The sequence below is a fragment of the Paraburkholderia sp. BR10882 genome (genome assembly GCF_040948855.1).
In the GTDB taxonomy this organism is placed as follows: domain Bacteria; phylum Pseudomonadota; class Gammaproteobacteria; order Burkholderiales; family Burkholderiaceae; genus Paraburkholderia; species Paraburkholderia nodosa_A.
Window position 1 is genome coordinate 165,239 of the sequence record NZ_JBFPKP010000002.1, and the last position, 17,026, is coordinate 182,264.

At 63.7% G+C, this 17,026-nt stretch carries 18 protein-coding genes; 7 read left to right on the forward strand and 11 right to left on the reverse strand.

Annotated features, from left to right (window positions below; translation table 11 throughout):
* Positions 1-69 precede the first annotated feature (69 nt).
* The gene (locus AB3X99_RS05700; protein ID WP_368616362.1) at positions 70-1,362 is read left to right on the forward strand and encodes a D-amino acid dehydrogenase; all 1,293 of its coding nucleotides are present in this window, start codon (positions 70-72) and stop codon (positions 1,360-1,362) included.
* A 49-nt stretch (positions 1,363-1,411) separates the two neighbouring features.
* Here AB3X99_RS05700 and AB3X99_RS05705 read toward each other — a convergent pair whose 3' ends face one another.
* Positions 1,412-1,948, reverse strand: a complete 537-nt coding sequence (locus AB3X99_RS05705) for a Uma2 family endonuclease (protein ID WP_083245366.1) — start codon at positions 1,946-1,948, stop codon at positions 1,412-1,414.
* 349 nt (positions 1,949-2,297) lie between these two features.
* Between AB3X99_RS05705 and AB3X99_RS05710 the strand changes: the two genes are divergently transcribed.
* Complete coding sequence (locus AB3X99_RS05710) at positions 2,298-2,510, forward strand: hypothetical protein (protein ID WP_368616363.1); 213 nt, start codon at positions 2,298-2,300, stop codon at positions 2,508-2,510.
* Between the two features lie 18 nt (positions 2,511-2,528).
* Here the strand turns inward: AB3X99_RS05710 and AB3X99_RS05715 are convergent, their stop codons facing one another.
* Together AB3X99_RS05715 and AB3X99_RS05720 are read right to left on the reverse strand one after the other, a co-directional pair.
* Positions 2,529-2,708 carry a hypothetical protein gene (locus AB3X99_RS05715; RefSeq protein WP_069266155.1) on the reverse strand — a complete coding sequence of 60 codons (180 nt, stop codon included), beginning with the start codon at positions 2,706-2,708 and terminating at the stop codon, positions 2,529-2,531.
* Between the two features lie 11 nt (positions 2,709-2,719).
* Positions 2,720-2,896 (reverse strand): hypothetical protein, encoded by a 177-nt coding sequence (locus AB3X99_RS05720; protein ID WP_176732920.1) that lies wholly within the window; start codon positions 2,894-2,896, stop codon positions 2,720-2,722.
* A gap of 239 nt (positions 2,897-3,135) precedes the next feature.
* On the opposite strand from AB3X99_RS05720, the gene AB3X99_RS05725 reads away from it, so the two are divergent.
* Positions 3,136-3,354, forward strand: coding sequence for a hypothetical protein (locus tag AB3X99_RS05725; protein ID WP_069266156.1), 219 nt, complete (start codon positions 3,136-3,138; stop codon positions 3,352-3,354).
* A 162-nt stretch (positions 3,355-3,516) separates the two neighbouring features.
* Here the strand turns inward: AB3X99_RS05725 and AB3X99_RS05730 are convergent, their stop codons facing one another.
* The 6 genes from AB3X99_RS05730 to glnT form a co-directional block, all read right to left on the reverse strand.
* Positions 3,517-5,334, reverse strand: a complete 1,818-nt coding sequence (locus tag AB3X99_RS05730; protein WP_368616364.1) for a bifunctional protein-serine/threonine kinase/phosphatase — start codon at positions 5,332-5,334, stop codon at positions 3,517-3,519.
* Entirely contained in the window at positions 5,335-6,768 is a 1,434-nt protein-coding gene (locus AB3X99_RS05735) for an APC family permease (protein WP_069266157.1), read from the reverse strand.
* 77 nt (positions 6,769-6,845) lie between these two features.
* Positions 6,846-8,207 (reverse strand): FMN-binding glutamate synthase family protein, encoded by a 1,362-nt coding sequence (locus tag AB3X99_RS05740; protein WP_069266158.1) that lies wholly within the window; start codon positions 8,205-8,207, stop codon positions 6,846-6,848.
* Positions 8,208-8,233: 26 nt separating this feature from the next.
* The gene (locus AB3X99_RS05745; protein WP_342947074.1) at positions 8,234-8,923 is read right to left on the reverse strand and encodes a protein glxC; all 690 of its coding nucleotides are present in this window, start codon (positions 8,921-8,923) and stop codon (positions 8,234-8,236) included.
* Positions 8,911-9,819, reverse strand: a complete 909-nt coding sequence (locus tag AB3X99_RS05750) for a class II glutamine amidotransferase (protein ID WP_368603380.1) — start codon at positions 9,817-9,819, stop codon at positions 8,911-8,913. The genes AB3X99_RS05745 and AB3X99_RS05750 overlap by 13 nt, the downstream gene beginning before the upstream one ends.
* A 12-nt stretch (positions 9,820-9,831) precedes the next feature.
* Positions 9,832-11,220: a type III glutamate--ammonia ligase gene (glnT, locus tag AB3X99_RS05755; RefSeq protein ID WP_368616365.1), complete on the reverse strand. Its 1,389-nt coding sequence runs from the start codon at positions 11,218-11,220 to the stop codon at positions 9,832-9,834.
* A 258-nt stretch (positions 11,221-11,478) separates the two neighbouring features.
* On the opposite strand from glnT, the gene AB3X99_RS05760 reads away from it, so the two are divergent.
* On the forward strand, positions 11,479-12,081 hold the full coding sequence (locus AB3X99_RS05760) for a helix-turn-helix domain-containing protein (protein ID WP_368616366.1): 603 nt from the start codon (positions 11,479-11,481) through the stop codon (positions 12,079-12,081).
* A gap of 314 nt (positions 12,082-12,395) precedes the next feature.
* Here AB3X99_RS05760 and AB3X99_RS05765 read toward each other — a convergent pair whose 3' ends face one another.
* Positions 12,396-13,361, reverse strand: coding sequence for a LysR family transcriptional regulator (locus AB3X99_RS05765; RefSeq protein WP_342947072.1), 966 nt, complete (start codon positions 13,359-13,361; stop codon positions 12,396-12,398).
* A 183-nt stretch (positions 13,362-13,544) separates the two neighbouring features.
* Between AB3X99_RS05765 and AB3X99_RS05770 the strand changes: the two genes are divergently transcribed.
* Genes AB3X99_RS05770 through AB3X99_RS05780 form a run of 3 tightly spaced genes read left to right on the forward strand, consistent with a single transcriptional unit; the run spans position 13,545 to position 16,494 of the window.
* On the forward strand, positions 13,545-14,732 hold the full coding sequence (locus tag AB3X99_RS05770) for an NAD(P)/FAD-dependent oxidoreductase (protein ID WP_368616367.1): 1,188 nt from the start codon (positions 13,545-13,547) through the stop codon (positions 14,730-14,732).
* A 44-nt stretch (positions 14,733-14,776) separates the two neighbouring features.
* A complete protein-coding gene (locus AB3X99_RS05775; RefSeq protein ID WP_368616368.1) occupies positions 14,777-15,550 on the forward strand; it encodes an electron transfer flavoprotein subunit alpha in 774 nt (257 codons plus the stop codon).
* Between the two features lie 2 nt (positions 15,551-15,552).
* Positions 15,553-16,494 carry an electron transfer flavoprotein subunit alpha/FixB family protein gene (locus AB3X99_RS05780; RefSeq protein ID WP_368616369.1) on the forward strand — a complete coding sequence of 314 codons (942 nt, stop codon included), beginning with the start codon at positions 15,553-15,555 and terminating at the stop codon, positions 16,492-16,494.
* Between the two features lie 214 nt (positions 16,495-16,708).
* Here the strand turns inward: AB3X99_RS05780 and AB3X99_RS05785 are convergent, their stop codons facing one another.
* Positions 16,709-16,912, reverse strand: coding sequence for a hypothetical protein (locus AB3X99_RS05785; RefSeq protein ID WP_342947184.1), 204 nt, complete (start codon positions 16,910-16,912; stop codon positions 16,709-16,711).
* Between the last annotated feature and the right edge of the window lie 114 nt (positions 16,913-17,026).

Genomic DNA, 17,026 nt, shown 5'->3' on the forward strand with positions numbered 1-17,026 from the left:
GACTGCCAGATCGAATACCGGCAGCGTTCATCAGATGTTGGCGGCCGCCTGGCTGGGGAGACGACGGATATGCGAGTTCTGGTATTGGGCAGCGGGGTCGTCGGCGTGACGAGCGCGTACTATCTGGCGCGCGCCGGCCATGAAGTCACTGTCATCGACCGCGAGCACGGTCCTGCGCTCGAGACGAGCTTCGCGAACGCCGGGCAAATTTCTCCGGGATACGCGGCGCCGTGGGCGGCCCCTGGTGTTCCGCTCAAAGCCGTTAAGTGGATGTTCCAGAAGCATGCCCCGCTCGCCATCCGCCCGGATGACGCGGACAAGCAGTTCCAGCTGCAGTGGATGTGGCAGATGCTGCAGAACTGCACGGCGGAGCGCTACGCCATCAACAAGAACCGCATGGTGCGGCTTGCGCAATACAGCCGCGATTGCCTGATGGCGCTGCGCGCGGAAACGGGCATCCAGTACGAAGGACGAACCGGCGGGACGCTGCAGGTTTTCCGGACACAGCAGCAGTTCGACGGCGCGGCAAAGGACATCGCCGTCCTCAAAGAGGCGAACGTTCCCTACGAGTTGCTCAGTGCAGGCGAACTCTCGCGGGTCGAGCCGGCCCTCGCCGCAACCTCGCAAAAATTGACCGGCGGTCTTCGCTTGCCCGGCGACGAGACAGGCGACTGCCAGCTGTTCACGACCAGGCTTGCCGCTCTTGCCGAGGAGGCCGGCGTAACGTTCCGCTACAACACGACCGTCGAGACGCTCGTCGTCGAAGACTGCAAGGTCGTTGGCGTCCGTCACGGAACGAGGCTCATCCATGCCGACGCGTTCGTTGTCGCGTTTGGTTCCTATTCGACGAGTTTCCTGTCTGGCCTCGTCAAGATTCCGGTCTACCCGCTCAAGGGGTATTCCATCACGGCGCCGATCCTGGACGAGGCACGCGCCCCTGTCTCGACTGTCCTCGACGAGACCTACAAGATCGCCATCACGCGCTTCGATAAACGAATTCGCGTGGGCGGCATGGCCGAGATCGTGGGGTTCGACAAGCGCCTGCGCGAGGCTCGGCGCGAGACACTCGAAATGTGCGTGAACGATCTGTTCCCGGGTGGCGGCGACACATCGAAGGCGACGTTCTGGACCGGGCTGCGGCCGATGACGCCGGACGGCACGCCCATTGTTGGCCGCACTGCCGTGCCCAACCTCTTCCTGAACACGGGCCATGGCACGCTTGGGTGGACCATGTCGTGCGGTTCGGCGCAGCTTCTCGCCGACGTGATTTCAGGCAGGAAGCCCGCTATCGAGCACGATGATTTGAACGTGTTCCGCTACGCCAGGGAGCCGGAGGCCCCGGCGGATTTCGCGCTGGATTAGTCAGCACTGCTGGTGGAGTCGCGAGCGTCGGCCGACGCTCATCTTATGATCAGTGCGAAGACGGAGCGAACGCTTCGAAGTACATCCGCTCGAGTGTGAGCATGATGCCGAACTGCGAAGTTTGCCGCAGCCCATTGGCGCCGCAGAACTGCAGTTCTCCGCGCTGGCCGACAACGATGACCTCCTGGGCGCCGCCCTCGAGGTATGCCCTGACCCGCGCGCCGATGTCATGCGCATACTTGCGGTCGAGGAGCACCTCGACGCACAGATCCGGCACAAACGGAACAGGATCGTCCCGGTCAAACCCTTCCCACTTTTCAGGCGGCATCCAGACGACGTCGGGTACGCGGATGCCAAATGACGGTGTCGCCACGGCAACCGACATCGCTGCCACATGACCAATCTGCTCGGCGATCTGGCAGTACACGTCGGTGAGAACAATCTGGCGCCGTGCCGAGGGCTGAGGATGCGGCACCACTTCACCGCGGCCATCGAGTTCACAGCATTCCCACGACCCGGAATCGGCGCTGGGGTGCATCCGACGCCAGGTCGCTACCAGCCCGTCCTGCTCGAGAAGAGTCGACACAACCACAAGCCTCCGATAAGGGAATTTTCTAAGGGTATTCCCTTTGTTGGCCGCTGAAAAGCCATTGTTTCTGTGCATTGCACAATAAACCAGGCAATGTGCATGGATTCGAATTTGCACCCGTTATCGGGCCATATCGGGCGGTCTTACATTCAGGTCGATGCAAACGTTGCGGCCAAATCGGACGGGCATTCGATTTTCATTGTGCAACGCATCAACATCGCCCCAAAGGGTAGTATCAGTGTTGGGTATTCAGCTTTTGCCGAAGTCGCATTCTGCGGGTGCGTCGTTGAAGTGCTACCGTAAGGGTTTGTCGAGTGCGCCCCGGCGCTTGAACACGAGAAGTGCAATGGAAATCGATGCGGAGACTTTCCGGCGACTGCGCCGTCTCGCCCCCGTCGTTGACGACATACTCAACGCCGGAGAAGTCGAACATGCAGGCCAGGCAGTGAATCTCGCGGCACTCGCGCAACTATGCTCGACCCTCTTCGACGCTTACTGCTCGATACATCCCGAGGAGATCGCGCAAGCCAACCTGGACATGCTCGAGTCGCAAAAGTAGCGACCGGCGGCGCCAGAGTCACTGCGGGTCCGGATGCGCCAGGCCCGCTTCCTCGATGATCTGTTCGTATTTTTCCGCGCCGACGACGTCACGGTACTCCTGTTTCAGCCGGATGAGCGCCTGCGCCGTTCTGGAAATCACCCCGGAGACTTCCAGCTGCTCAGCGTGCACGAGGGCCTGCCCCAAAGTCATGGCCACGTCAGTATTCCTTATTGCAGTTGAACAGCCATCAAGTCGTTGACGAACGTGGGCTGGGCCGAAGCAAACTCCATCAGGTTGGGGAAGCCCTCGCTGAGCGCAAACGCTTCCAGCGCATCCTTGCCGCTGTCAGCCTTGATGCGGCCGTAGCTTTCGATCATCTTCAGGTCGGTAATCAGGTACACCATTTCAACCTCTTTGCGTCTATGGATGCCTCGAGTCGTTGTCCGCTCAAGGATGCTTTCGAAGAGTACGTAGCGTCACTTAAATCGAGCTTAAACAATGCCGACAGGACGAAAGCCTTGCCGGGCCGGCGATCAGGAAGCGCAGGCTGCCGCTTCGGCGCCTGACGGCATGCCCTCGTCGAGGAGAGAAGTTAAGATGAGAACGAGATAAGCAACGGCTCCTGCCTTCAGGCACCAGAAAGATGGAACGAGAGACTTACAAGGGCTACGATTTGTGGGGTCATGCCATCGCGCAACAGGCAGAGCTGCTGACGCCAGAGCGCTACGCGGGGGGCGGGACCATCATCCAGGGGAACAAGCTCATCTGCACTTCCGGAGTCCTCGACCTGTTCGATTCGGAGGAGGAAGCGCAGGACGCGGGAATCGCCTGGGCAAAGGCGTGGGTCGACACACACGGTTAGCACGCAGGCGCAACGCAAGTTCCGTGGAAACTTCGCTTCAGTCGGCGCCTAAGTGCGCGCAGATACACGGGTGGCACATCGCACTTCGAGGCAACCTTCCATCCGAAAGCCCACCGCGCCCCGGTCTCGCGGTTCAATGTGCCAGCATGTCAACGCGAAAGCTCATCGCCGTATCAGCGACCACAGCAGCAGCGCCAGCAATAGAATCGAGATCCCCTGCCAGAACAGCACTGGTTCGCTCTCGAGCAAGGGCTTGCGTCGAACCGGAGCCATCGCACCCTGGCCGCTCGAAAGGCGCTCGAGATCGGCGCAAACCGCGAGTACGTCCTGATACCTGCGTGCGGGATCGGACTGCAGCGCTTTCTCCAGCACGAGGTCAAGCCAATGCGGCGCGTCGAGCCGGTACTCGTAGAGCGGCACGCGACCATTGAAGCCGTACGGCAGTTTGCCGCCGCTGAATAGCCGGTACAGCGTCACGCCATACGCAAATACCTCCGAGCGCGCATCGCCTTGCGCACCCCTCATCAACTCAGGCGCCATGTACGCGGGCGAGCCAGGCGCGCAGGCTGAGCCCGGCAGCTCCATACCGGGCATATAACCAAAGCCCAGGTCGAGCAGGCACGTCCTGTCGTCCTGCATCACCAGCACGTTCTCGGGCTTGATATCGCGATGAAAGATATTGCGTCGATTCAGCGCGTCGATCGAGCGGCCCAATTGCCGTGCGATTCCGATCGCGCGCGGCAGCCCTATGGGCTCGGGCGCCGAAAGCAGCTTTTCGAGCGTGACTCCCGCGCCGAGCGGCATTACCACATAAAGCCGGGTTTGCCGATTGGCGTCAACGGGCAGCGGCGCGAGCACGCCGGCGTCGCCAACCTTGCCTGCGAGCCAGCGCTCACGCACGATCGACTGGCGTATGTTCTCGTCTTGCTCGACGCGCGGTTTGGGAAACTTGAGCGCCAGTGGCGTGTCCGGATCGGCCAGATCGTAGCCGGCGAAGATCCGCGAATAAAAGCCATCGCTGAGCACGCTCTTGAGCAGATATCCATCGATAACCTCACCGGCGTCGGGCACGGCGAGAATCGGCAGCATTCCGACCACTCGCTCCAGATACCCGCCGTCGAGCAAAGGCAGGCTGCCAACGTCAATCACGGCGCTCGTAACGTCGTCCTGGGAACCGCGCGTCAGTGCCAGCGCGTCGAGTCGGCGCGCAGTTTCGAGCGCGCCACTGCGCGTCGCGAGCACCGTCTGCAGTTCACGCACTGGCACATGACGATAAAGACCGTCCGAGCACAATAGCAGGCGATCATCCTCACGCAGTTCGAACGTTTCGAAGCGGGTCACGAGCGCCGGGTTCATGCCAATGGCGTGCGCCACGTACGAACCAAAAGCGACCGGCACAATGTCGTCTTCGCCGATTTGTGCCAGTTGCCCGTCGCGCAGCAAATAGAGCCGCACATCTCCGGCTGCGACCAGATACGCTGTGGCGCGCCGTATGACCAGCGCCGCAAATGATGCGGCCATCTGTTTAAGCTTTGGATCGACGCGGCCCATGTGGTGCAGCCAGCCGTGCAGCGCCTGTAGCGAACGCGCAGCGGCCACGCTGGGCTGGAGCGTTTCGGGTAGCCCGTAATACGCATCGATGAAGGTACGCACTGAAAGCTCGGCCGCGACCCGGCCACCCTGACTTCCGCTCACTCCGTCAGCCAGCGCGATCACACTGCCACGCGCGGCGCGCGCGGCCAGGTCGCCGAGCATCACGCCGAAATAGTCCTCGTTGACGCGATTTTGCCCACGCAGACGCGCGGGACGGGAGACGCAGCCGATCTCGAGCGCGGCGCATTCGCCGCGCTCGGGCCGCAACTGCAGGTCGACTTCCTGAGAATCCGCTTCGCGAGTTGCAACGGCCGTCCCGGCTGCATGGACCGACCTCCGGTCCGCAGCCGGTGCGGAAAGGTGGTCCACGGAGCGCGGTTCAGTCATTTACTTTTTGCCGTGAGTCATCACGTCGCTGGTTTCCAGATCGTGCTCGATCTTCTCGAGCACCTGGGGCGAACGCTTCTTCAGCATGAGCAACCAGACCGTGCCGACCAGCATGTACGCCACGAACAGATACGGCAGTATGTTATACGGATAATCCGGCACCGGATACACGCTGCCGATCACTGCGCCGACCATCGCCAGCGCGCCAAGCACGCTCCACAGCACGTTGACCGGCTTGAGCACGCCCATCTTCTTCAGATAGAGAGGCGCGGAAACCGCGACGAGAAAATAGGTCACCAGAAAGCCAAAGGTGGCGAACGTACTCGTGTAGCCGAAGGTATTGAGCGGACCGGCGCCAAGCATCGCGATGCACACAACGAGCGTCACGATCGAGGAAAACGCCACAGCGAGATACGGCGTCTGGTGCGTGCGGTGAATCATTCCCATCGAGCGGTGCACGAACTGGTAGCGCCCCATGGAGTACAGCAGGCGGCTGGACGAGTTGATGCACGCAAGGACACACGAGAACGCGCTGACCGAAGCGATCAGGTAAAACACCGGGCCGAGCGGCGAGGCGCCAACGCTCGCAAGCAAGGTGTTGAGCACGGCCGAATCGGCGCCGAGCTTGGCTGTGTCGTCGTGGTAGGCGATCGTCATCGAATAGGCGACGAACATGAAGAAAAGGCCCGACAGGATCACGCTCCAGACCACGGCGCGCGGAATGATGCGCAGCGGGTCCCTGGTCTCCTGGCCGAGCGAGGCAGCACTTTCGAAGCCCACGTACGAGAAGATGCCGAGCACCATGCCTTGCGCCATACCCTTCCCGCTCACGCCCTGCAGGCTCAATTGCGTATGGTCGATGATATGGTCAGGATGCAGGGCGAGCACGTAGATCAGCACGCCGCCCACGATCACCACCGAAGTTGCCTCGATCGCCAGTGAGAGGCGCGAGGAAAGCTTCACGTCGCGTGCGGAGAAGAACCAGGCGAGAGCAATGAAAACGGTGTAGACCGCCCACGACGGGATATTGATGCCCCAGGAAGAGAAGGCATTCTGCACGAAAACCACACCTGCGGCACCTACCCCCATCGCGGTGCCCACATACGCCGCGATCAACCCCCAGCCGGCCATGCCCCCTGCCATCGGCCCGAGCGCGCGCGAAATATAGATGAAGAATGATCCAGCGGTTGCAATCCGGCTCGAGAGCGCGATGATGCTCATGCTGACCAGCAGCAGCCCGAGCGTCGAAAGTCCATAAATCAGCCAGGTCCCCGCGCCCGCCAGCGCCGCGATCGCGGTCACATTGATCGAAGGAGTAAAGGTTGGCGAAACGTTTGCGATAGATTGGCCAATCACCTCGGCAAAACCTAAAGTACCGGCACGCAGGCCGGTTGACGATGCCGGCGCTGCTTGTGTGGTGCTTTGCGTACTCATGTAGGGCTCCTGAAAGATTGGTGATTTAACGGACTTTGCTTTAATTTCCCAGAGTCAAAAATTCCAGCCAACTGAATTTAATTGTTCCAGCCAGGAATCCACGAAGTGCCCGCGAGCGGCACGCGTGCCATCGCTGCGGCTTCCACGGTCAGGGCGACCAGATCCTCGGGCTCGAGGTGATGCACGTTCTGCTTCCCGCAGGCACGCGCGATCGTCGTCAGCTCCATGTTCAACGTCTTCAGGTAGTTGCGCACACGGCGCGAACCTTCGTCGGGCAGGACGCGCTGCTCGAGAACGGCGTCCTGGGTCGTCACGCCAACGGGGCATTTGCCGGTATGGCAGTGGTGGCAGAAGCCCGGCGACGTGCCAAGCGCTGCATAGTCGGCAGCCGCCGAATGCAGTGCGCCGTTCTGGAAGTAGCTGTCGCTATTGCAGCCGAGTGCCATCAGCATGCCCTGCCCGATCGCGACGGCGTCTGCGCCAAGCGCCAGCGCCTTGGCTACGTCGGCTCCCGTCCGTATGCCGCCCGACACGATCAGCTGCACCTGCCCTTTCATATTCAGGTCTTCGAGAGCATCCACCGCCTGGCGAACCGCAGCCAGCGTCGGAATCCCGACGTTCTCGATGAAGCAGGTCTGGGTGGCCGCGGTGCCCCCCTGCATGCCGTCGATCACGACCACGTCCGCGCCAGCATGTACGGCAAGCTTGACGTCGTTGAACGTGCGGGTTGCCCCGACCTTCACGTACACGGGCGTGTTCCAGTCAGTAATTTCGCGCAGTTCCTGGATCTTGATCGCCAGGTCGTCGGGACCGGTCCAGTCCGGGTGACGGCTCGCCGAGCGCTGGTCGACGCCGGCCGGCAAGGTACGCATCGCCGCCACGCGCGGATTGACTTTCTGGCCGAGCAGCATCCCGCCACCACCCGGCTTTGCGCCCTGGCCAATCACGATTTCGATCGCGTCGGCACGGCGCACGTCGTCCGGATTGAAGCCGTAGCGCGACGGCAGGCACTGATAGACCAGCGTCTTCGACGCGCGGCGCTCCTCCTGGGTCATGCCGCCGTCGCCGGTGGTCGTGGACGTGCCCATCGCCGTCGCGGCCTGCCCTAGCGCCTCCTTGACGTTCGCGGACAGTGCGCCGAAGCTCATGCCCGCAATCGTGACCGGAATATCCAGCACGACAGGTTTCTTTGCGAAGCGAGTGCCCAGCACGGTCTGGGTCGAGCACTTTTCGCGGTACCCTTCGAGCGGATAGCGCGACAGCGAGGCGCCGAGAAACAGCAGGTCGTCGAAATGCGGCACGTGGCGTTTCGCGCCCAGACCGCGGATCTCATAGAGACCTCGCTGTGCCGCCGAGTGGATATAGTCGATCGTCTTGCGGTCGTAGCCGTGCGACTCTTCGTGCTGCAAACGAACGAATTGAACGGGTTTGGCATCCATTGGGAACCTTCTCAGAGAGCGTGTGTTCAATATTCCTGATTGGCGTCGGCGTTCCAGTGATAGAGCGTGCGTGCCGACGCGATTCGCTTGAAGGACGCTGGATCGTGATCCAGCCCGCCCGCCGCCAGCAACGCGCGCACTGCGTCGAAATCGGCATCGCTCATCGGTTCGTACTGCGCGTCCGCCCCGAGCGATTTCACTTCGCCGCGCACGTAGAGCACCGCTTCATAGAGCGAATCGCCCAGCGCGTCGCCCGCGTCGCCGCATATCACCATCCGGCCCGCCTGTGCCATGAAGGCCGAGAAGCTGCCCACGGAGCCGCCCACCACGATGTCGCCGCCCTTGAGCGAGATTCCGCAGCGCAGACCCGCGTCGCCGTCGATCACGAGCAGTCCGCCGTGCGCAGAAGCGCCCGCGCCGTTCGAGGCGAAGCCTCGCACATGCACCTTGCCGCTCATCATGTTCTCGGCGACGCCCGTGCCGGCGCTCCCCTCGATCACGATCGTCGCCTGCTGGTTCATCCCGCCGGCGTAATAGCCCGCGTGGCCCTTGATCGTCACATGCAGGTCGGCATCTACGCCCACGGCGATGTTGTGTGCCCCATTCGGCGACGTGACGGCGATGCGCTGCCCCGCCAGCGCCGCGGTGTCGCCGTGCAGGTATTGGTTCAGGTCCCGGACCGTCTGCGTCTCGAGGTCGAAATTCAGGCTTTCCATACGTACATCTCCTCGGGAGCGGGTTCGAAGACCTTCGCATTGCGGATATCGGGCAGATGCGCGAGCGAGCGAAACTCAGAGGCAATCGCTACGTAGTCGTCGTTCTCCGCGACCACAGCCGGCTTGCACGCGAACGGATCGCGGATCAGCGCGAGCTCGGTCGTCGTGCCCATCAGGAACGTATAGAAGCCGTCCAGCTCCTCGAAGCCTTTTTGCAGCGCCTCGGGCAGCGCATCGCCCTCGCGCAAACGCCATTCGATGAAACGGCAAGCGGCTTCGGTGTCGTTGTCGGTATCGAAGCGGATGCCGAGCGGCTCGAGCTTGCGCCGCACGCCATATGGGTTCGAAAGCGATCCGTTGTGCACGAGGCAGAAGTCCTCTCCCGCCGTGAACGGATGCGCGCGGTCCGGCGTGACGGCCGATTCCGTGGCCATGCGCGTGTGGCCGACGAGGTGCGAGCCTTTGAGGTTCGCGAAGTCATAGCGCGCGGCCACTTCGGCCGGCGAGCCGATGTCCTTGTAGAGATCGATCGAGCGTCCAGTGGAAAGCAGATAGAGCTTCGGATAGTGCTCGCGCAACCACACCTTGACGCGCTCCGCATCGCCCTGGAGCGTGAGCACTGCATGATTGCCCTTCACGTCGAAGCGCGCGGTGACGTCCATGGCGTGGTTGAGTGCGTCGGCGAGTGCGGCCCAGGGAAATTGCGCGCCCTCGTCCGTGAAGCCCGCGTAGAGGCTCAGCTTGCGCTGGCTCGCATCCACCTCGCTGCCGAACACCGCAAGCCCCGCCGAATCGGGTCCGCGCTCGGTCATGCCGATCAGCATCGGCACCATCAGCTCGCCGAGCCGCTCGCGTAGCGCCGGCGTCTTCACCAGCAACCCTACGATTCCACACATTGTGTGTTCTCCTTAGAAAAATTCGAGGTAGCTCTTGAGTTCCCAGTCGGACACGTGCCGCATGTATTCGAGCCATTCCATGCGCTTGAGCTTGAGGAACTCACCGGCCAGGGGGCCGAGCGCTTCGCAGATCAGTGTGTCCGCCTCGAGCGCGTCGAGCGCCTGCTCGAGGTTTTGCGGCAACACCGCAATGCCGTGCGCGGCAAGTCGCTCGGACGACCACTCGTAAAGGTTTTCGTTTGCCGGCGCGCCCGGATCGAGTTGCCGGTCGATCCCGTCGAGCCCCGCGGCAATCACGGCGGCCGTTGCGAGGTACGGGTTGCAGGAGCCGTCCGGCAGACGCAGTTCGATGCGCTCGCCGGGCATGCGCACCATGGTCGAGCGGTTGTTGTCACCATAACTCACATAGGCTGGCGCCCACGTCGCGCCGGTGAGCGAGCGCCCCACCACGAGGCGCTTGTACGAGTTGACGGTCGGATTGCACAGCGCGGTGAGCGCGGGGGCGTGCGCAAGAATGCCGGCGGTGAACTGGTAGCCAAGCTTCGACAGGCCCATGCCCAGCGGGTCGCCGCCGTCGGCGAACAGATTGCGCTTGCCGTCGCCGATCGAGATGTGCATGTGCATGCCGTTGCCGGGCCGGTTCGCGAACGGCTTCGCCATGAACGAGCAGATCATGCCTAGCTCGTTGGCAATCTCCGACGCGGCCATCTTGAAGAACACGTAGTGGTCGCACGACGTCAGGCAGTCGGTGTACGTGTAGTTGATTTCGAACTGGCCGTTGGCGTCCTCGTGGTCGATCTGATAGACGTCGATGCCGACCGAGCGCAGTGCTTCGGTGAGCCGCTCGAGAAACACCCGCGTGCGCGATAGCCCCTTATAGTCGTAGCACGGCTTCGCCAGCGTGTCGCTGGGGTCGCACGGTTCGAGGGTTCCGCTAGCGGAGCGGCGCAGCAGCGAGAATTCCGGCTCGAGTCCTGTGAAAAGGGTCCAGTCGCGCTCGGTCAGGCGTGCTACCTGGCGCTTGAGCGTGACGCGTGAATCGAACGGCCACGCTTCGCCGTTCACGTGCCCCTCGCAGACGATGCGTGCGAGGCCCGGCTGCCAGGGAACGGGCGTGAGCGTCGCGAGATCGCCGACGGCCATGAAATCGGGGCCGTTCGGCTCGATGCCGACACCCCAGATCGCAAACCCTGCGAAGCCGGCTCCCGCCTCGAGCACCGTCTTCAAATGCGCGACCGGCACCGACTTGGCCTTTGCGACACCATGGATGTCGACGAACTGCGCCAAAACGTATTTCACGCCCTGCTGAGCAAGCCAGCCCTGCGCGTTTTCTGCCGAGTCGAAACGGGGCACGCTTCCGGGCTCGCTGAGCGGCAGCTTACTCGCGTCGTTCAGATTCATCGTCACTCCTTGCACCAACTCCGTTTGCGGTTGAAAGAGGCTGGACACATCGTGCCTGGGCCGGTTCCGGGGACTTGCTGGCCATCGTTCAGGGCGCTCATGCGCACCCGCCATTGCGCACTCGTTGCACTTCTCGTTACGCGCTCCGTCTGGAACTTCTTTTCCTGCCATGCAACAATGCTTCATGGCGCGAAACAGCCGGCGCGCGCCACTGCGTGCCGGCCAGCTACGCGTCAAGCATTTCTACCGAGGCCGATCATGCACACTGGGGACGACAGCAAAACTGCGCTCGAGCGCTTTCTGGGCGCCACCATTCGCGACTTGCGCCAGCGCCACGACCTGACCATCGCCCAGGTCGCCGACCAGGCCGGCGTCAGCCGCGGCATGCTCTCGAAGATCGAGAACGCGCAGACCTCAACGGGACTCGACGTCCTGCACCGCATCGCCCAGGCGCTCGGCGTCTCTCTTTCCGCGCTCTTTCGCAACTTCGACGTGCCGCAAGGCGACGCGCAACTCGTCAAGAAAGGCGCGGGCATGGAAGTCGTTCGCAAGGGCACCAAACGCGGCCATACCTACCATCTGCTCGCCTACGACCAGGGCCCGCGCAAAGCCTTCGAGCCCTTCCTCATCACCATGGAGGACGAAGCAGAACGCTTCCCGACCTTCGAACACCCCGGCACCGAATTCATCCACATGCTCAAGGGGGTGATCGAATACCGCCACGGCCAGCAAACCTACATCCTCCATCCCGGCGACACGCTTACTTTCCAGGCCGATATTCCTCACGGCCCCGAGCGCCTCATCAAGACGCCCATCCAGTTCCTGTCGATCTTCATCTATCCGCCGGGAACCGCCGACTGAGGCGCAAGCCTTGCAATCTCGCCTGTGCTGCTTCTTATGCAACGTCCGTGCCATGTTTATCTTCATGAACTAAAAATTCCTGCAGATAAACATCTGGCACGCACGCCGGCCCTATGCCGCTTACCTTGCCGATTCGTTCGCATCGGCGTTTGCCTTCTAACGGTGCGCGGTTTTCCTGCCTGCCGTGCGCTGCTGCACTGAATCGGGACGCGGGCTTACGCTCGGTTATCAGAAATACTTATGAACGCACGAGCGTCGGTGCGAGCGCCTTAACGCGTCGAGCGCCGCCTCTCGTAAAAAATATTGCAGATCCGCTACATCAATGCGTCTTCGGGCAGTTGCGGCAGCGCGCGCGCGAGTGCCGGCCTGATGGAGGCGTCAAGCACGCGCCGCGTCAACGCAACGATCTCGTGCGCAAACGCGTCCCACTCGCCCTGTCGATGCAGCAGGAAGAAGTCGCGCCGCCCGAGCCGTCCGGCCGGCAGCGGCAACACGGCGATCTCAGGCAAATAATGGCGCGCCTGCCAGAGACACAACGGCGTGGAAATCGAGAAGCCGAGCCGGGCCGCGACTAGGCTCAGGAGCGGATCGGTCGCGTCGAATTCATAGCGGCGCGGACTGTTGATGCCGAGGTGCCGCGCATAGCGCTCGACCTGCTGTCCGATCACAGAGCGAGGGGTATAGCGGATCATCGGCATTTCGAGCGCAAGCGTGCGCCAATCGATGTTCCCGCGCTCGGCAATCAAGGCGCGCGAGACGACCACGACGAACGCCTCCGAAAAGAGCGGCGCCTCGACGATGCGCGCGTCGTTGAGCGTCGTCTGCGTGCATACCGCGAGATCGAGCTCGCGATCGTGCAACTGCTTGCTCAAGCCGGGGGTCAAACCGGACCACAACGCAATCTGCCGTGCCGAGCCCGACACCGCGCGAATCAGCTCCGGGCCCACGGTCGCCGCGAACGAATCCACGCAGCCAAGCCGCACGGGCAAGCTGCCCGCGTTCGATGTGTCGCCGATGCGCGCGCTGACCATCTGCGCATGCTCGAGCAGCGGGCCTGCCAGTTCGAGCAGCGCGCGGCCCGCGACGTTCGGCCGGGGAGGCCGGCTTTCGCGATCGAACAGGACCACGCCCTGATCTCGCTCGAGCGCCGCGATGGCCTGGCTCACCGCGCTCTGGCTCACGCCGAGCTGCTTCGCCGCGCCGGTCATCGAGCCGGTCTCGCACACCGCGAGAAAAGCCTGCAAGGCGTTGAGGTCGATTGGCGCCTGGGTACGTCTCATGAGGAGCTCCGCGGAAGTCTGCGCAAATGACGCTGCCGCGTCGTCTTCCACATGGTGCCGCCCGGACGGCTCAACACACGGACGATGAGCAATTGCGTCGATGAACCATAAGTTTGCCTAATACAAAATAATGGCGGGCAGCCGGGACGCAGAATTTGCCCATCGTTCACCCACGAGGGCCCCATGAGCCACTTTGACTATGTCGTGATAGGCGCCGGCGTCATCGGCACGTCCGTCGCCCACCATCTCGCCGCGCTCGGCGCGAACAGCGTTCTCGTCCTCGATCAAGGGACGATCGGGGCGGGCACCACCTCGCAGTCTTCCGGGCTGCTGCGCACGCATTACTCGGTGCGCCAGAACGTCCAACTCGCCCGCGCTTCCTGGTGGGCCTTCAACAATTTCGCCGACTATCTCGGGGACGACGAAGCCTCCTGCGGCCTCGTCAAATGCGGCTACATGATCAGCGCGCCCGAGGGCGACAAGCTCGACCCGCTGGCAGCCTCGCTGCGCGCCCAGCAGGAAATGGGCATCGCGGTACAACTGCTCGACCGCCAGACGGCGCAGGCGCGCCTGCCGATCGCCACCTTCGACGACGCCGCGCTGATCGGCTTCGAGCCAGAAGCCGGCTTCGCCGACGCCTATCTCGTCGCGACCAGCTTCGCACGCTCTGCGCGCCGCCGCGGCGTAAAGATCATGGAAGGGGTGCGCGTGACCGGCCTCGTGCGCGAAGGCCGCCGCGTGGTGGGGGTGCAAACGTCGGCGGGACGCTTTGGTTGCGGCACGCTCGTCAGCACGCAAAACATCTGGACCCCTGAACTCTCCGAATGGATCGGCGTGCCGCTGCCGGTCAAGCCCGAGCGCCACACCGTGCTCGCGCTCGAATGCGAAGCCGCCCCCTACACGTTCGCCATGCCCGCATTCAAGGACCTCGGCTCGCCGGGGATGCTCTATTTCCGCAGCTACGGCGGCAGCCAGATGTTGGTCTCCGAAGGCGTGGTGGGCGAAACGCTCAATGCGCCCGAGACCGAGCAGGGCGAGATCTCCCTCGACTATGTGGCCGAAGTCGGCGCACAGGTGGCCGAACACTTTCCCGCCTACGAAACGGCGGGGCTCGCCTCGTCGTGGACCGGCGTGTACGACGTCACACCCGACTGGAACCCCGTGCTCGGCAACGTTGCCGACGTGGAAGGCCTCACGGTGGGCTTCGGCTTCTCGGGTCACGGCTTCAAGCTCTCGCCGGGCATCGGCAAGCTGCTCGCCCAGCACGCGCTCGGCCTGGCCACCGACGTCTCTCTCGAACCGTACGCACTCGAACGCTTTGCGAGCGGCGCGCTGCTGACCGGCAAGTACGGTCTCGGCGCGGTGTCGTAACACCAGCGCGCAATGTGCTTTCTCATGCAAACAGGAGAAAACAGGTGACTGTCCGCATTCTCGTACCCGTCAAGCGCGTGGTCGACCCGAACGTGCGCGTGCGCGTGAGCAGCGCCGGCGCGATCGAAACAGCAGGGCTCAAGATGTCGCTCAATCCGTTCGACGAATGCGCGCTCGAGAAAGCGCTGCAACTGAAGGAAGCCGGGGTGGCCTCGCACGTCACGGTGCTGACCTGCGGCCTGCCCGCGCACCAGGACGTGCTGCGCACCGCGCTCGCCATGGGCGCCGACGAAGCGGTGCTGATCGACACGGGGGCCGCCACGGCCACGCTCGATTCGCTCGCCGTTGCGCGGCTCGTGGCCGCACACATGAACGAGGTCGACTACGGTCTCGTGCTGTGCGGCAAGCAGGCCATCGACGGCGACGTGGGCGGCGTGGCCGCCATGCTCGCCGCACTGCTGGGCTGGCCGCAGGCGCTGAATGCGAGCGCGCTCGACGCCATCGACGGCGGCTGGCGCGCGAGCTGCGGCGACGATGCGGGCACCGCCACGTGGCAACTCGACGGCCCCGCCGTGATCAGCGCCGATCTGCGCCTGGCCGAGCCGCGCCGCGTGACACTGCCGAGCATCGTCAAGGCGAAGCAAAAGCCGCTCGCCACGCGAGAGGCGGACGCGCTCGGCGGCGTGTCGAGCGCCCGCAGCCACGTGCTGAAACTGAACGATCCGCCCGTACGCGAGCCTGGTGTGAAGGTGGACAGTGTCGACGCGCTGCTCGCCGCACTCGCCGATCGACGCGTATTTGAATCCGTGGGAGTTTGACTATGAGAACGCTGGTTCTGGCCGATGCCGACGTGGGATCGATTTCCGATGTCACGCTGCGCGTGATTGGCGCGGCGCTGCAACTGGGGCAACCCGTCGATCTGCTCGTATTCGATGCGTCGAGCGCAGCAGCGGCGGCGCATGTGAGTGGAGTCGAGCGCGTGCTGGTCGCATCCGCTGGCGCAGCCGATGCGCTCACACCGGAAACGATCGCGGCGCAATTGCACGCCCTCGCTGAAGGGTATTCGGCGGTGCTCGCGGCGCACCGCGCCTCCAGCCGCGCTGCATTGCCGCGCGCGGCGGCGCTCACCGAAGACGCCTTTATCGCCGACGTAATCGCCATTCGCGAGCGCACGCAGTTCGTGCGCGGCCTCTATGCGGGCAGCGTGATCGCGACGGTGACGAGCGCCACGGCGCGCACTTATGCCAGCGTGCGGACTTCGTCATTCGCACCGGTCGAGGCGGAAGGTGGCGCGGCGCAGGTCGTTGCGCTCGCACCTGGTGCGCCGTTCACAGCCACGCGGCTAATCGAGCGCCGCGCCGCCGGGCAGAGCGGCCAAGACCTCGGCAGCGCGCGCGTGGTGATCGCGGGTGGACGCGGCCTCGCTTCGCAGGAGAACATGGCGCGTCTCGGCAAGCTCGCCGACAAGCTCGGCGCGGCGCTCGGCGCCTCGCGCGCCGCCGTGGATGCCGGCTATGCGCCGAACGCCGCGCAGGTCGGACAGACCGGCCGCAGCGTGGCACCCGACGTGTATGTGGCATTCGGCATCTCGGGCGCGATCCAGCACCTCGCCGGCATGAAGGACTCGAAGTTCATCGTCGCCGTGAACAAGGACCCGGACGCGCCGATCTTCTCGGTGGCCGATGTGGGGCTTGTCGGCGACCTGTTCGACGTGGTCGGCGCGCTCGAATCTCACGTGCAGAGTGCGGGGACGAGCGCGTGAACGCACGCCTGCCTCGCTCTTTCTGCTGATGCAAGCGCCGCCGAAGTCTGCGCCGTGCGTTTCATCGACGGCACGCGTCTGCCGCCCGAGCCCTGCGCCAATGGCGCAGGCACGACGCGCACCCTCGCGCGCGGAACGGATCAGCACGGTGCCGCGCCGTGGCGCGCGAGCATGGCGACCCTCGATGGCCCCGCGAGGTTACCGAGATCGCCAACTATTGGCTCGCAGGTTTGCTCGCCGCGGCTTCACTCGCCGCCTTCTGCTTCTTCGCTGCCTCGTGGTGTCCGACGGCACACCCAGCCGCGGCGCCTGCCGTGCCGTGCTTACCCGCGACGTGGCCCGCAACGCCACCCACGGCAGCGCCTTTCATGCAGCCAGCCGCCACCGCTGACGTCGGTGAAATCACTGGAAGTGACATAACGATCGCAAAAGTGAGAAGTGTTCTTTTCATGGTCTATTTTCGAAAGGGGTGGTCCGCTGCACAGGACGTCGTGCGGATCCGGTCCATTCGAGTAGCGCACCTGTCGTGCCT

Excerpts from the sequence above, each read along its gene's own strand:
- glnT (WP_368616365.1), bottom strand. The coding sequence starts at position 11,220 with ATGAATCTGAACGACGCGAGTAAGCTGCCGCTCAGCGAGCCCGGAAGC.
- AB3X99_RS05785 (WP_342947184.1), bottom strand. The coding sequence starts at position 16,912 with ATGTCACTTCCAGTGATTTCACCGACGTCAGCGGTGGCGGCTGGCTGC.
- AB3X99_RS05730 (WP_368616364.1), bottom strand. The coding sequence starts at position 5,334 with ATGACTGAACCGCGCTCCGTGGACCACCTTTCCGCACCGGCTGCGGAC.
- AB3X99_RS05760 (WP_368616366.1), top strand. The coding sequence starts at position 11,479 with ATGCACACTGGGGACGACAGCAAAACTGCGCTCGAGCGCTTTCTGGGC.
- AB3X99_RS05740 (WP_069266158.1), bottom strand. The coding sequence starts at position 8,207 with ATGGATGCCAAACCCGTTCAATTCGTTCGTTTGCAGCACGAAGAGTCG.
- AB3X99_RS05720 (WP_176732920.1), bottom strand. The coding sequence starts at position 2,896 with ATGGTGTACCTGATTACCGACCTGAAGATGATCGAAAGCTACGGCCGC.
- AB3X99_RS05750 (WP_368603380.1), bottom strand. The coding sequence starts at position 9,819 with ATGTGTGGAATCGTAGGGTTGCTGGTGAAGACGCCGGCGCTACGCGAG.
- AB3X99_RS05745 (WP_342947074.1), bottom strand. The coding sequence starts at position 8,923 with ATGGAAAGCCTGAATTTCGACCTCGAGACGCAGACGGTCCGGGACCTG.
- AB3X99_RS05770 (WP_368616367.1), top strand. The coding sequence starts at position 13,545 with ATGAGCCACTTTGACTATGTCGTGATAGGCGCCGGCGTCATCGGCACG.
- AB3X99_RS05710 (WP_368616363.1), top strand. The coding sequence starts at position 2,298 with ATGGAAATCGATGCGGAGACTTTCCGGCGACTGCGCCGTCTCGCCCCC.
- AB3X99_RS05780 (WP_368616369.1), top strand. The coding sequence starts at position 15,553 with ATGAGAACGCTGGTTCTGGCCGATGCCGACGTGGGATCGATTTCCGAT.
- AB3X99_RS05765 (WP_342947072.1), bottom strand. The coding sequence starts at position 13,361 with ATGAGACGTACCCAGGCGCCAATCGACCTCAACGCCTTGCAGGCTTTT.
- AB3X99_RS05735 (WP_069266157.1), bottom strand. The coding sequence starts at position 6,768 with ATGAGTACGCAAAGCACCACACAAGCAGCGCCGGCATCGTCAACCGGC.
- AB3X99_RS05700 (WP_368616362.1), top strand. The coding sequence starts at position 70 with ATGCGAGTTCTGGTATTGGGCAGCGGGGTCGTCGGCGTGACGAGCGCG.
- AB3X99_RS05725 (WP_069266156.1), top strand. The coding sequence starts at position 3,136 with ATGGAACGAGAGACTTACAAGGGCTACGATTTGTGGGGTCATGCCATC.